The 12,375-nt window shown below is 45.7% G+C and carries 12 protein-coding genes and 1 pseudogene; 6 read left to right on the top strand and 7 right to left on the bottom strand.

What is annotated here, in order from left to right:
* The first annotated feature begins 28 nt into the window (after positions 1-28).
* On the top strand, positions 29-262 hold the full coding sequence (locus C1I60_RS14575) for a helix-turn-helix domain-containing protein (protein WP_137062389.1): 234 nt from the start codon (positions 29-31) through the stop codon (positions 260-262).
* A gap of 275 nt (positions 263-537) precedes the next feature.
* On the opposite strand, the pseudogene C1I60_RS14570 reads toward C1I60_RS14575, so the two are convergent.
* The 5 genes and pseudogenes from C1I60_RS14570 to C1I60_RS14550 all read right to left on the bottom strand — a co-directional run bounded on the left by C1I60_RS14570 (position 538) and on the right by C1I60_RS14550 (position 6,375).
* A pseudogene (locus C1I60_RS14570) lies at positions 538-1,685 on the bottom strand (MFS transporter).
* A gap of 268 nt (positions 1,686-1,953) precedes the next feature.
* Positions 1,954-2,484: an NAD(P)H-dependent oxidoreductase gene (locus tag C1I60_RS14565; RefSeq protein ID WP_137062388.1), complete on the bottom strand. Its 531-nt coding sequence runs from the start codon at positions 2,482-2,484 to the stop codon at positions 1,954-1,956.
* Between the two features lie 383 nt (positions 2,485-2,867).
* The gene (locus C1I60_RS14560) at positions 2,868-3,179 is read right to left on the bottom strand and encodes an ArsR/SmtB family transcription factor (RefSeq protein WP_137062387.1); all 312 of its coding nucleotides are present in this window, start codon (positions 3,177-3,179) and stop codon (positions 2,868-2,870) included.
* Between the two features lie 155 nt (positions 3,180-3,334).
* Positions 3,335-5,383 (bottom strand): iron ABC transporter permease, encoded by a 2,049-nt coding sequence (locus C1I60_RS14555; RefSeq protein ID WP_137062386.1) that lies wholly within the window; start codon positions 5,381-5,383, stop codon positions 3,335-3,337.
* Positions 5,380-6,375: an ABC transporter substrate-binding protein gene (locus C1I60_RS14550; protein ID WP_137062385.1), complete on the bottom strand. Its 996-nt coding sequence runs from the start codon at positions 6,373-6,375 to the stop codon at positions 5,380-5,382. Before C1I60_RS14550 ends, C1I60_RS14555 begins: the two co-directional genes overlap by 4 nt.
* Positions 6,376-6,602: 227 nt before the next feature.
* Between C1I60_RS14550 and infC the strand changes: the two genes are divergently transcribed.
* Positions 6,603-7,118, top strand: coding sequence for a translation initiation factor IF-3 (gene infC, locus C1I60_RS14545; RefSeq protein WP_137062384.1), 516 nt, complete (start codon positions 6,603-6,605; stop codon positions 7,116-7,118).
* A 397-nt stretch (positions 7,119-7,515) separates the two neighbouring features.
* Positions 7,516-8,064, top strand: coding sequence for a hypothetical protein (locus tag C1I60_RS14540; protein ID WP_137062383.1), 549 nt, complete (start codon positions 7,516-7,518; stop codon positions 8,062-8,064).
* A gap of 109 nt (positions 8,065-8,173) precedes the next feature.
* Here the strand turns inward: C1I60_RS14540 and C1I60_RS14535 are convergent, their stop codons facing one another.
* On the bottom strand, positions 8,174-8,557 hold the full coding sequence (locus tag C1I60_RS14535; RefSeq protein ID WP_137062382.1) for a DUF423 domain-containing protein: 384 nt from the start codon (positions 8,555-8,557) through the stop codon (positions 8,174-8,176).
* A 219-nt stretch (positions 8,558-8,776) separates the two neighbouring features.
* On the opposite strand from C1I60_RS14535, the gene C1I60_RS14530 reads away from it, so the two are divergent.
* The 3 genes from C1I60_RS14530 (at position 8,777) to C1I60_RS14520 (ending at position 11,911) form a co-directional block, all read left to right on the top strand.
* A complete protein-coding gene (locus C1I60_RS14530; RefSeq protein ID WP_137062381.1) occupies positions 8,777-9,250 on the top strand; it encodes a hypothetical protein in 474 nt (157 codons plus the stop codon).
* A gap of 32 nt (positions 9,251-9,282) precedes the next feature.
* Positions 9,283-10,134 (top strand): DegV family protein, encoded by an 852-nt coding sequence (locus C1I60_RS14525; RefSeq protein ID WP_044647941.1) that lies wholly within the window; start codon positions 9,283-9,285, stop codon positions 10,132-10,134.
* 154 nt (positions 10,135-10,288) lie between these two features.
* Positions 10,289-11,911, top strand: coding sequence for an S-layer homology domain-containing protein (locus C1I60_RS14520; RefSeq protein ID WP_137062380.1), 1,623 nt, complete (start codon positions 10,289-10,291; stop codon positions 11,909-11,911).
* Between the two features lie 70 nt (positions 11,912-11,981).
* Here the strand turns inward: C1I60_RS14520 and C1I60_RS25645 are convergent.
* A partial coding sequence (locus C1I60_RS25645) for an amidohydrolase family protein (RefSeq protein ID WP_252361726.1) occupies positions 11,982-12,375 on the bottom strand: 394 nt, incomplete at its 5' end.

Genomic DNA, 12,375 nt, shown 5'->3' with positions numbered 1-12,375 from the left:
TTTTATTCTAAGTCATCTGGAGGCTCCTATGGATCAACAAGGTTACATTTTACATTGCAAGTTGGATGAGATTTTAAAACAGCACGATAACATGTCTGTTCTGAAATTATCCGAGGAAATTGGTCATCGCAGAACTACAATTATGGAGCTGGTGCACAATAGCAATATGGAAAAAAAGAAAATATCAGCTACCTTAATCACTAAATTGTGTGTCTATTTCAATATCACTCCCAATGATTTATTTGAAATTCGTAAGCTCTAAATAAAACAGGGACCCGTAAAATATAGACTCTGAAAAGAGTTATTTTTACGGGTCCCACGTTTACGTAAACAGTAAATAATGATCATTGAAAAGCTCATTCCGATCTCCGAAGACGCTTTATAAAGGAAATCACTCCCCAGACGAACAACGCCAAAATGCCACCAACGATTAGGAGGGTAATTAAAATATTACTCCATACGAAATGCAATCAACATCACTCCATGCATTATTTTATGGTCATCATGTAGGGTACTCTTCTAATGTCTCTCCATATTTTAACTCACGTTTACTTCCTCTGCATTCGATTTGAATATTTTTACTTTAATGATGATTGTTAAAAAAGCCAGAAGTGTAAACATTATTCCGCTCCAGATGAGCTGGTGTATTCCCAAGTGAGAGATAAACCAACCGCCAATTGAAGCCCCCGCAGTAATGCCAAGATTAGAAAATGAGACAAACAAGCTGTTTCCAAATTCGGGAGCTTCTTTCGTCTCTGTCGTTAGCCATGCTTGGCTAATAATAAGCCCTCCGGAATGCACCGCTCCCCAAATAAGTACAACCGCAACCATCGAAAGGAAAAAAGTTCCCAGACTATAAGTGAATAAGTAAATGACCACATACAGCAGAGGAAACATAAGGACGGTCTTTATAAGATTTTTATGTAATAACCCCCCAAATAAAAAATCCCCAAAAATCATGATGATTCCAAAGACCATTAACATGATACTAATCCATGACCCATTCATATGGGTGACCTGACCAAGATATTCAGCAAAGTAGCTGTACACAGAGAACATAGCTGCAAAGATAAAAATAACGGTCACGATATTGAACCATAATTGAGGTTTACGTAGTATACCGAGCTGTTTTCCATAAGACATTTTCTCTTTAACCGGCATAGAAGGAAGCCAAATGAGGATTCCTGTAAAGGCAATCATGCTGACAACAGCCCCAAACAAGAAAGCGGCTTCTAACGATATTTTTTCTGCGAGATAAGAAGTTATACGCCAAAAGCAAATCCGACCGTTATTCCGGCGAAAACCTTGGTGACTGCTTTACTGCTTTTTTCCGGCGGGACAAGTTTGGCTGCGGTCACTAAGGCAACCGAAAAAAAGACAGGATGAAAAATAGCAGGGAGAATGCGGAAAATGAGCATCATATTGAATTCGGTCGTAAAAGCATAAACCATATTTGAAATCACAAAACTGAGCACAGCCGTTAACAGAATGACTTTGCGATTTATACCGGAAACGAGTAAGGTCAGGAATGGACCTGAAATAGCAACGACTAAAGAAAATACACTTACAAGCCAGCCCGCCTGTGAAGTCGATATATTAAATTTTTGAATGACCTGGGGTAAAACACCTATAATCCTCATTTCCGTTGTAATAATGCCGAATACACCTAAATGTTCGGTGAAAATATAGTATTAGACTGGGACCATTGATTTAATGCGGTTTTTGATTTGAAGAATCGTCAGCACATGAAAAATAAGTTTTAGACTGATCCATTAAAGGAAGCAGCGGCAGACCAAGACTTGATAAATAAAGTCTTAGACTACCGCTGTTGTCATTCAACTAACGTCCCCCGATAGCTTAACATCGGTATCAGTCGTGGTGAGTTCACAAACTAATTCTTCAAATGAATCAATTTTTTTGATGGGTAACTTGCAAACGAAATATAGATGCATATTATAGGTTATCAACAAAATCCAAATAATTTTCAGTGCTTTTTTCCACAGTTTCTTCAGATCGATCATATTCCTCACCATAAAATGCAAAGAATGAACGATAATCTGCATCGCAATATAGGAATGTCATTCTAAATGGAACCAGTATTTGTTCAAGCGTATATTGATATCTTCCGTTTTCGTGATAATCTAGCTTTTCGATTCCTGCAGATACACCTAAAGCAACTTTACGATTCTTGAATTTATCTCCTCCATTTGAACCAAAAGCCCATCCATAAGTTAAAACATCGTCAAACCATTTTTTTAGGAGAGGCGGACAATTAAACCAATATATAGGGAACTGCAAAACAAGATTACCATGAGATTCAACCAATTTTTGTTCCTTTTCCACGTCGATGTTTCCATCAGGGTAAACTTTAGACAACTCGTGAACAGTATACTTTTCTGGATATTTTTTCAGTTCTTCTACCCATCGCTTATTAATGACGGATGTTTCCATGCTGGGATGCGCTACAATAACAAGAGTTTTCAAAGATTTGTCCTCCTTAAGTATTATTTATATCTTGATAATAAAATGAACGCTAGAAATATTGAAAGTATGCACTTTTAGTACAGATACTTCATAAAGGTAAGTATTTTTTTACTGGTTCCACACTTTTTATCACCAGAGAATTAACATAGAGGATTCCGCCACGCTATCCTGCCCGTTAGCTTAACGCAGTACCGGCAGTCTAACACTTTATTTTCTCAGTCTACATCTTTATTTTCCGAGTCTAATACTTAATTTACTTTGAATACTAAAGCCAAAATCATAATAAGCAAAGAGTTAACCTGTTTCATTTTAAAAGTAAGCTCCCATCATATTTATATATACAGATTTATAGATGTATTTAACAAAAAAAACCTCCTTTCTGTCTATAGTTCCTTTTGAATGTACTCGGCAAATTCCTGTATCGTCTTTTCGTTCCGACGATAGTATGTCCACTTCCCAATTCGCTCAGACTCCAACAAACCAGCTTTTTGCATCGTTAATAAATAACTTGAAATAACAGACTGTGCGAGTCCTGCTTTAGCCTGTATATCCCCCACACATACACCAATTCGAAAATTAAGACCTTGGTTCAAATAAGCCTGTTCATCAAAAAATTCCTCTGGATTTTTTAACCACAGCATAACTAGACGGCGTGTCTCATTAGACAAAGCTTTATAAATCAATGACGGTTCCATACAGTACATTATATCTACTTTATTAGATTTGTAAATATAAATTCCTGATAGCTTTGCAGAAGATTTGAATTAAAACTGCAACTGTCTATATAAAAAGAGGCTGTTTCCCCCACGGAAAATCCGCTCGGAAACAGCCTTTTTGCGTACCACTTCCACTACACTGACTTACTACGATTGGAGCGATACATCAAGTACAGGAAGTACGGCGCACCGATCAGAGCGATCAGCAGGCCAGAAGGAATCTCCGTCGGCGCAAGAATCGTCCGTCCAATCGTATCTGCCAGCACCAGCATCACCGCTCCCAAGATGCTCGACAAGACAATGGAACGGCGCACATGGTGCCCGATCAATGTGCGCACGATATGCGGAGCAATCAGCCCGATGAAGCCAATCGTACCCACGCAGGCTACCGCTCCTCCCGCCAGCAGCACGCCCACTGCCATCGCCAGCAGCCGGGTGCGACGCACCGGAAGCCCCAGTCCCATGGCGCTGCTATCGTCAAATACCAAAAGATCGAAACGACGAGCTAGCCACCAGGCTACTGGCAACAACACGAGCAGAAAGGCCAGAATCGTTGTCACCTGCGCCCAGCTTCGAGCGTAGGTACTACCGGTCAGCCAAATATAACCGGCGCTGCCCCACAGCGAGCCTTGGATAATTAGCACCTGAATTCCGGCTGCTCCGATCGCTGATACAGCGATACCGAGTAATATGACAACAGACGGATTCAGATGTTTGTTCCAGGATAGAAAGAAAATCACTGCCGCTGAAACTGCCGCTCCAGCGATCGCCGCGACTGGCAGCACATAAACAGGCAGCCCGGGCCAGACGATGATTACCGCAAGCGCGCCGAATCCCGCTCCAGAAGAGACCCCGATGATCGAGGCATCCGCCAAGGGATTGCGAACGGCTAGTTGGATCAAGACACCGCTCACCGCAAGCGCGATACCAGCCCCGGCCGCCACCAGCGTGCGTGGAATTCTAAATTGCAGCAGAGCCGAATTCGCGCTCGCACCGCCAAACAGCCCGGACAGCAGAACGCCCACCGGAATGCGCATTCCTCCAAACATCAGGCTAAATACGGTTAGCAGCACGGCCCCACACGCAAGCAATGTGACCAGCCTGCCATACGGTAATTTCCGAGAGCGCACACCTATGTTCATTGAAGACTGTCCGCCGATGCCGGAAGGCAGTTTCATCCTCCACAGGATAAGCCAAATTAACCAAGGGGCCCCGATCAATGCCATTACCGCTCCGGTCGGCAGATCCATGCTGGATTGGTGGACCATTTTCGCCAGCACGTCAGCGCCCGTCAACAACAGTGCCCCCCACAGGAAGGAACCAGGCAGTACCCAGCGGTGCATTTTCAGGCCGCTTAAGCGCACCAAATGCGGAGCCACTAAACCTACAAACCCGATGGGCCCAATGACGCTGACTGTAAGGGTCGACAGCAGGACTGCCAATACAATTCCCGCCGCCCGGGTCAAGCCCACCTTTTGCCCGAGAGACGTGGATGTGGACTCATCCAGATCCAGCACATCGAATTGCCTCGACAGCAAAACCGCGATAACCGAGAGCCCTGCAACCCAGGGCCAAGCATAAGTAGTGCCACTCCAATCGTTTTGCACCAGCGAACCGGAACCCCAGAGAAACAATCCCTGCGTTTCAAAGGAGTAAAAAATATGTAATGCTCCAGTAAACGAACCGAGTACCATAGACACGATGAGGCCAGCAAGCGCCAGCCGGATCGGACTGCCAGCTCGCCCGCCGCCCATAAAGTAAGCAAGCACCGCTGCCAGCAGGCCGCCGATGGCGGCAAACAGAAACGGAGCCTGATGCAGCAATGCGGGAAACATCACCGCGCCAAGCACAACCACAAAGTAGGCACCGGCGTTGATTCCGAGCGTATCAGAAGCCGCCAACGGATTTTTGGTGATGGCCTGCAACAATGCACCGGCGATCGCAAGCGCACCTCCAGCCAAGATTCCAATGACCGTACGCGGCATCCGCAGATCCCAAACCATATTATGCTCAAGACTATTCTGACGCTGGGTCAACGCCTCTATTACGGTATGCAGCGGGATCGGCGCCTCTCCATAGCACAAGCTTACAAAAAAAAGCGCAATAAGGACCGCCAAGCCACCCCCAAAAATGCCTCCTACACGCCAAGCCTTCGATAAATCCGCTGTACCTGTTCGGGTCATTTCGTCAGAACACCCACCACCTGGTCAACCAGCACTTTAGATGAGATTGGGCCGCCGAATGTCCACGTTGTTCCGTCCAGTGGATAGGTCCGTTTTTCTTTGACGAAATTCAGTTCTTTCCAGACTGAATTGTTCTTCATCGCGGCTCCGAATACATCGTCCGTCTTCTGCGTAATGTAGATAAAATGGGTGTCCTGTACCGCAGGAAGAGCCTCGATGCCAACAGTGCTGAATCCATATTTCTCGGTTTTGTCCGACTTCCAGTCATTCACCATACCGATTTTCGCAAGCGTTTCTACTACAAGCGAGTTATCCTCGAACATTCGTAGGGTGGCGGCATTTTGAACTGTGAAAGCCTGAGTCAGCACATAGTGGAAGTCTGCTTTATCCGCTTTTTTCAATGTAGTCTTTGCTTCCATATAATGCTGGTCAAGGTCATTTAAGACTTTATCAGCCTGCTCCGTTTTTCCAGTAGCCACAGCGATCTGCTTAAAGATTTCAACCATGCGATCATAATCATAACCTTTTCCCTTGAAAAAATCGTATTCTAGCGTTGGTGCAATTCCCTTAAGCTGTTCGTAAATCGCTGCATTATTGCCTGTGTTTGAGATAATAAGGTCCGGCTTGAGCGCCGCAATCGCTTCCAAATTCGGTTCGCCCCGTGTACCGATATCAGTGACCGAATCAGCCAGTTTCGCCTCCGGCGTTATCCACAGCCTGTAGTTTTCGTTGTCCGCATTACCAACAGGCTGCACGCCTAGCGCGATCAGGTCTTCGGTAAACGCCCACTCCAGAACAACGACACGTTCCGCTGGCTTGTCCAGCTTGACTTCCCCGTGATCGTCTTTAACCGTAACCGATCTGACCGCTTTGGTTGTCTGCTCAGGCCCGGAACTGGTTTCAGGCTTCGAGCTATCCCCTACCGATCCGCAGCCCGCCAATACAATTGCAAAAACCATAATCAATAATAGACCATTCAACATCTTTTTCATTTCTTTCATTCCCCCTGTACGTATATGTTTAAACAGAAAATGATAATCATTATCAGTAAAAGAGTATAAGGGTTGATTATTTTTGTCAACAAAGTATTGTACCAAAGAAAAGTGGCTAGGTCTCATTGGAAAGCTCCACCTTCCCGCTACCCGGAATTCTAAATTGAATCGCAAACGGGTTCCGTATATGATAGTTTTATCATTGTTCTAAGGGAGGTTTCATTTACGTGGCAGTATTAATCAACGAGCAAATAAAGGCTTCCGAAGTCATGCTCACTGGACTCAACGGTGAGAAGATCGGTATCGTCTCGAGAGAGGAAGCCTTGGCTATGGCCCGATCCAAAGAAATGGATCTGGTCTGTACATCACTGATGAGCAGTCCTCCGCCATGCAGCCTAGTAGCTAAGGGCAAGGGAAAAGCGCTCGCGCAGAAGGAAACCGGAACACGTAAGGCGAGCGGTGGCAACATGACTGGAAAGAGCAGTAAGGAAAAGGTCAAGGAGCTTCGCTTCACTGCTCATATCGAGGAGCATGATTATGATACAAAGCTGCGCCAAGCAGACAAACATCTGCGCTCCGGCAAGCCGGTGCAATTGGTCGTAAAATCGTCTGGAGCGAAGGAAGCTGCCGCTGCCAAAGCGGTGTTAGAGCGACTATTGGTCGATCTGAAAGAAGCCGGAATGAAGGAAACCGGAATCCAGACAGGCGGCAAGGGCTCGCAGGTGAAATTAAATCCGCGTTGAAAGATGCATAATGAAAATATTTAAAATTTAAACCGCTTGATTTCAACCTCAGTCTCATTTATTCTCTGTATATGTATATGTATAGGATCGGTCACAACTTCGATCGTAATGCATAGCCATATGCGGGATTTACATATTCCATCCGCCAGGATCAGCAAGTTAAGCATATCTGTGTAATGTTCAAGCAAGTACTACCCATGATTTACCCTGGATATATTTTGAAATATTTGCATGTTAGTGTGGGTTCCTATGGACACACCATCAATATAAGTTTAGACAGGGCCTATTTTGTTAATCTCCATAACAGGGCCTAAGGTACTATGACAGATTACGTTTTAATGATATATTGATATGTACTATAAAAGACTAATTACCCAGGGCTTGGGCTGGAGGATGTATGAAAAAAGAATCAAATCAAGACGAAGCCAGTTATTTATTTAATGTAGATGTATTAGTTAAAGGTCGTTCCAATGTAGAGGCCCTTCAGTTCCTGCTTAACCTCTTGAGCCAAAACGAACAAATTGCGGATAGCCGGATTCAGTCCGGTATCGAACTTGGTAATTTAATCGAAGCTGCACTGTATCTAAAAAAACAGTCAGCCGCTAACGGCTCATCTGACGCTGCCGCTAAGCTTGCGGAGAAGTTCTCCAAAAAAAAATTAGACGCGGCTATGAACAAGCCACCTGTCGTTCAAGAGATCAAACAATCCCACGTACAGCCGAAGCCTGCAACACAACAAGAACTTAGCACCCATGATTGGATTAAACGCTATATACATGATAATACGCTTGTACGGCTAATCGTAAATCGCTATGGCGGACAACGAAGCATCCCATGTCGCATCCTTAATTTGGATCATGAGAATAACTTACTGAGTGTGTACCATGTAGATGAGAAGCAAGTATACTCCTTTAAAATGAATGAAATCGATGAAATCACATCGTAAATGTAAAGTCCTTACAGCATGAAATAAACACGCAAAAAGAGAACCGCCGGAAAAACGTTATGTCTTTCCAAGCGATTCTCTTTTTTGTGATATGATCTGGAAAGTTAAATTAATCCTCTTTCTTTAAACCCCAGGCAGCTAATGCCAGCAAAAGCCAACCTGCGATAAAACATACGCCCCCCAGCGGGGTAATGGCACCTAGCACACGAATCCCGGTCAAGCTCAGCACATACAAGCTGCCAGAAAACAAAATGATTCCCATAAAAAGCAAACGCGCTGCCCATTTTAAGCGAGCCGACGCTCCCCACTGTCCCGCAGCCAATGCAATGATCAGCAAACCGACAGCGTGAATCATATGATATTTCACACCAGTTTCATACACAGCCAAAGCATCTGCGTCGATCCGTGTTTTCACAATATGAGCCCCGAACGCTCCAATAGCTACCGCCAGCAGCATCATTATAGATCCTACAATTATCCATCTGCGTTGCATGTTTGTGTACTCCTTTTCATCTTATACTCTCATCCAAGCTATCTCCTTATTTTATCGAATCCACATGAAGTTTGCCAGCCACTCCATTTAAATTTAAACCCTACAGAATTCCATGATTAAACCCTGTCTTTTGGAGGGTAATGTGTAAGGTCCCTTGCTTTTTTGTTCATTTTGTGGAAAATTAGTACCTGTTCGGATAATGTTCAAGGAGTTGAAAAGATGAGTAACCAAGATCCTAATCTGCAAAAGCCTGTTGCGTCTGAGGAGCATCCTGTTTTTTCAGAAGCTCCCGTCTTCCAGCCTCCAGTCAAGCTTAAGCATTCCGGTCCCGGTATTGCTTCTTTTATTATGTCGCTCGTCAGCCTGATCGGGTATATCATTCTGGCTGTTATGGTCATTAATCTGTTGGCTCATTTCAGCCAATACCAAACCCTGAACCCGGAAGTTGTTCTGCAACAAACGGGAACCGTCCTGCTTCCTTTTGTATTTTTAGGCAGTCTGTTATTGAATTGCGCCGGGCTTGTGGTCGGCATTATAGGAATTGCGTTGAAGAACCGTAAGAAAGCATTTGCCATTGCAGGGTTAATCATTAATGCGTTCATTATTCTGGGCTTCATTGCACTTCTGGCCATGGGTCTTGCCGTTCCGAGTAACACAGCGGATATCTATCCTTCCTCTGTGCAATCCTTATAATTTCTCCGCATCACACAGAGAGGATTCAATGTATGAACAAAATCAAAATTTTTGCGGACAGTACCAGTGATATCCCAGTCCAATGGCGCGAACAGTACGAGATTGGCATTGTACCATTGTATACGGTGTTTGGGGATGAATCATTACGGGATGGCGTGGACATCCAGCCAGAGCAGTTATTTCAGCGCGTAAGTCGTGAGGGACATTTGCCGCGAACCGCCGCACCTTCTCCATCGGACTTTATTCAAGCCTTTGCTCCCTACATAGAACAAGGGGACGACATTTTATATATCAGTCTGTCTTCCGAGCTGTCCTCAACCTATCAAAATGCGCTGCTCGCTGCTTCTGAGTTCCCGAAAGGTCGTGTTACCGTCTTTGATTCCCTGAATCTGTCGTGCGGCTTTGGCATGCTCGTGATGAAGGCCGCACGCGCCGCAGCCAACGACAGTACAATGGAACAGATTGTGGACATGTTGACGAGAACCCGCCCCCTGATCGACACGGAATTCGTGATTGATACGCTTGAGTATCTGTACAAGGGCGGAAGATGCTCAGGGATGCAAAATCTGATCGGTAGTCTGCTCAAAATTCGTCCGGTGATCAAAGTAATAGACGGAAAAATGACACCTGCGTACAAAGTACGTGGCAAACGTGAAAAGGCGCTGGATCAGATGCTGCAAAATGCCCTGAACCAGCGGGGACATATGGATAACGATATCATTATTGTCGTACATGCTTTGGCTGAGGAAGATGCGCTGATGCTGCAAGCCCGTTTACAGGAAGAGACGGGAGCGCAAGAGGTGCTGCTGACAACAGCCGGTTGTGTGATTTCCAGTCATTGTGGTCCACAGACGATTGGTATAATGTATGCCAAAAAAGAATAGTTTCGAATGTGAAGCTCCTTGCCTCTACAGGTAAGGGCTTTTTTGCGTTTTCCAACAATTTAGCAATGAATAACTTTACTATTTTTGATAGTATTAGTCGTCATGTGACGAATGATTCGTCTGACAATCTATCATAAAAAGAAGGTTATAGTGTATGAGCCCCATACGATCACGCTTGCTAACCAAACTTACTCTGTTGGCGACTGCCGCCATGACGATAATAACTACATTCGCTTCATGTTTAACCGTTCCCGCAACCGCGGTTGGCACAGCGTTTAAGGATATTTCAGACAGCTATGCTTATCAATCTATCACTTCTCTGCACGCCAAAGGAATTTTGGCAGGTACACAACCCGGCTACTTTTCTCCCAAAAAGGCGGTTACAAGAGCCGAATGGGTTACCGCGCTGGATCGCACACTCGGTCTGGAGCCTGTACAAGCATCTGTCTCCTCCTATCGGGATGTATCCAAACAAGCCTGGTACTACGGATGGATTGAAGCAGCCTCCCAGCTTGACGTGGTGCAGGGCGGAACGTCCGCCACGTTTCAACCCAACAGCCCTGTAACCCGGCAAGAAGCAGCCTTGATGATCGCGCGCCTCATACGCTCGACGGGATCAGGAGCAGCGGTTTCCACTTTTACAGACGCCGACCAGATTGCAGATTGGGCTCTTGAAGCTGTAACCACCGTGAACCGTTACGGCTTTATGAAAGGGGAAGACAACCAATTTCGCCCGACATCTTCCCTGACCCGCGAAGAAACAGCAGCACTTCTGGAACGGCTACTGACGTATTCAACACAGCATGCCTCCAAAACAGCGTCCACAGCATCTTCCATCCGACTAGGCTGGCAATATGATCAGAGCGTTCAACAGTTTGAAAGCTCAGTGCTTCAATCTAACATCAACACCCTATCACCGCGCTGGTTTTTTCTAAACGAAACGGGTAATATTAGCGATCTTACAAACACCTCGCTCCTCACCTGGTCCAAACAGCATCAAAAAAAAGTCTGGGCGATGGTAGGCAACCGTTCGAATCTAACGATGACGCACCAAATCCTGTCCAGTGATGTTTTACGGAACAAAACCATAACTCAGCTTGCGAATGCCGTATCTACACATCATCTGGATGGGCTTGTAATTGATTTTGAAAATGTGGATGGGCAGGATCGTACCCAGCTCACGCTGTTCATCCAACAATTAAAAGCCAAGTTAAAAAGCCTGAATGCTGTGCTGGCGATCTGCGTATCTCCTGATTACGGTACAGACTGGACAGCCGCCTTTGACTATAAGCAGCTTGGCGCTGCGGCAGACTATTTGATTCTGATGGGATATGACGAACATTGGGGAGGCAGCTCGACCCCCGGCTCCGTATCCTCATTACCGTGGCTCCGTGAGAGCGTACGGCGCTTTCTACTAACCACCGACCCGGATAAAGCGATATTGGCATTGCCTTTATTCACACGGAACTGGACCCTCAATGCGAGTGGTCAATCGGTCGCTTCGTCGGATATTTCACTGATTGAGCAAAATCAGCTTGTATCCCGTTCCACCTCCAAACCGGTCTGGCATGAGGATATTCAGCAGTACACCGTTTCCTACAAGGATACTCAGCTTCATAAGCTATGGCTGGAGGAAGGGCGATCCTTCACCCGTAAATACCGTTTGGGACAGGATAAAGGAGTCGCAGGCTTCGCCTACTGGTATCCGGGCGGGGCAAGCTCTGATCTATGGTCCAGTGTGAAAAATGCAGACCGTTTCGCACAGCGTGGTTTGTAAAAGCCAAGAAACCTTCAACTCCACTTTTAGCGTGAGGTTGAAGGTTTTTTGCACAAATCCCTATTTCCGTCTATGCCCGGTACGCAACGATTCCGTTCACAACAGTCATACGTACTTTAACGTCAAGCAAAGCCTCTGGACGCTCCGATAAATCCCGGTCAATAACCGTAAAATCAGCGGCTTTCCCGACAGCCAGCGAACCCCGTTCATCCGCTTCTCCCGCAGCCACTGCACTTCCGAGGGTAAACAGATAAATAGCTTCGTGAATGTCCAGCTTTTCATCGGGAAGATACCCCTCATGCGTCTCTCCCGGCTTGGTGCGGGTCACAGCGGCATGCATACCGAGAAAAGGGTCCAAAGGCTCAATCGGCGCGTCACTGCCGCCAGCACATGGAATACCTGCGTCCAGCAGCTTCTTCCAGGCATACAAATATTCAGTACGTCCCTCGCCAACCCGATCCAGC

It is taken from the genome of Paenibacillus terrae (assembly GCF_005217525.1).
Classification (GTDB): domain Bacteria; phylum Bacillota; class Bacilli; order Paenibacillales; family Paenibacillaceae; genus Paenibacillus; species Paenibacillus terrae_C.
The sequence above is the reverse complement of the archived record's forward strand: the minus strand, read 5'-3'. Positions and strand labels throughout refer to the sequence as shown.

Excerpts from the sequence above, each read along its gene's own strand:
- C1I60_RS14520 (WP_137062380.1), top strand. The coding sequence starts at position 10,289 with ATGAGCCCCATACGATCACGCTTGCTAACCAAACTTACTCTGTTGGCG.
- C1I60_RS14525 (WP_044647941.1), top strand. The coding sequence starts at position 9,283 with ATGAACAAAATCAAAATTTTTGCGGACAGTACCAGTGATATCCCAGTC.
- C1I60_RS14530 (WP_137062381.1), top strand. The coding sequence starts at position 8,777 with ATGAGTAACCAAGATCCTAATCTGCAAAAGCCTGTTGCGTCTGAGGAG.
- C1I60_RS14540 (WP_137062383.1), top strand. The coding sequence starts at position 7,516 with ATGAAAAAAGAATCAAATCAAGACGAAGCCAGTTATTTATTTAATGTA.
- C1I60_RS14555 (WP_137062386.1), bottom strand. The coding sequence starts at position 5,383 with ATGACCCGAACAGGTACAGCGGATTTATCGAAGGCTTGGCGTGTAGGA.
- C1I60_RS14575 (WP_137062389.1), top strand. The coding sequence starts at position 29 with ATGGATCAACAAGGTTACATTTTACATTGCAAGTTGGATGAGATTTTA.
- C1I60_RS14560 (WP_137062387.1), bottom strand. The coding sequence starts at position 3,179 with ATGGAACCGTCATTGATTTATAAAGCTTTGTCTAATGAGACACGCCGT.
- C1I60_RS14535 (WP_137062382.1), bottom strand. The coding sequence starts at position 8,557 with ATGCAACGCAGATGGATAATTGTAGGATCTATAATGATGCTGCTGGCG.
- C1I60_RS14550 (WP_137062385.1), bottom strand. The coding sequence starts at position 6,375 with ATGAAAAAGATGTTGAATGGTCTATTATTGATTATGGTTTTTGCAATT.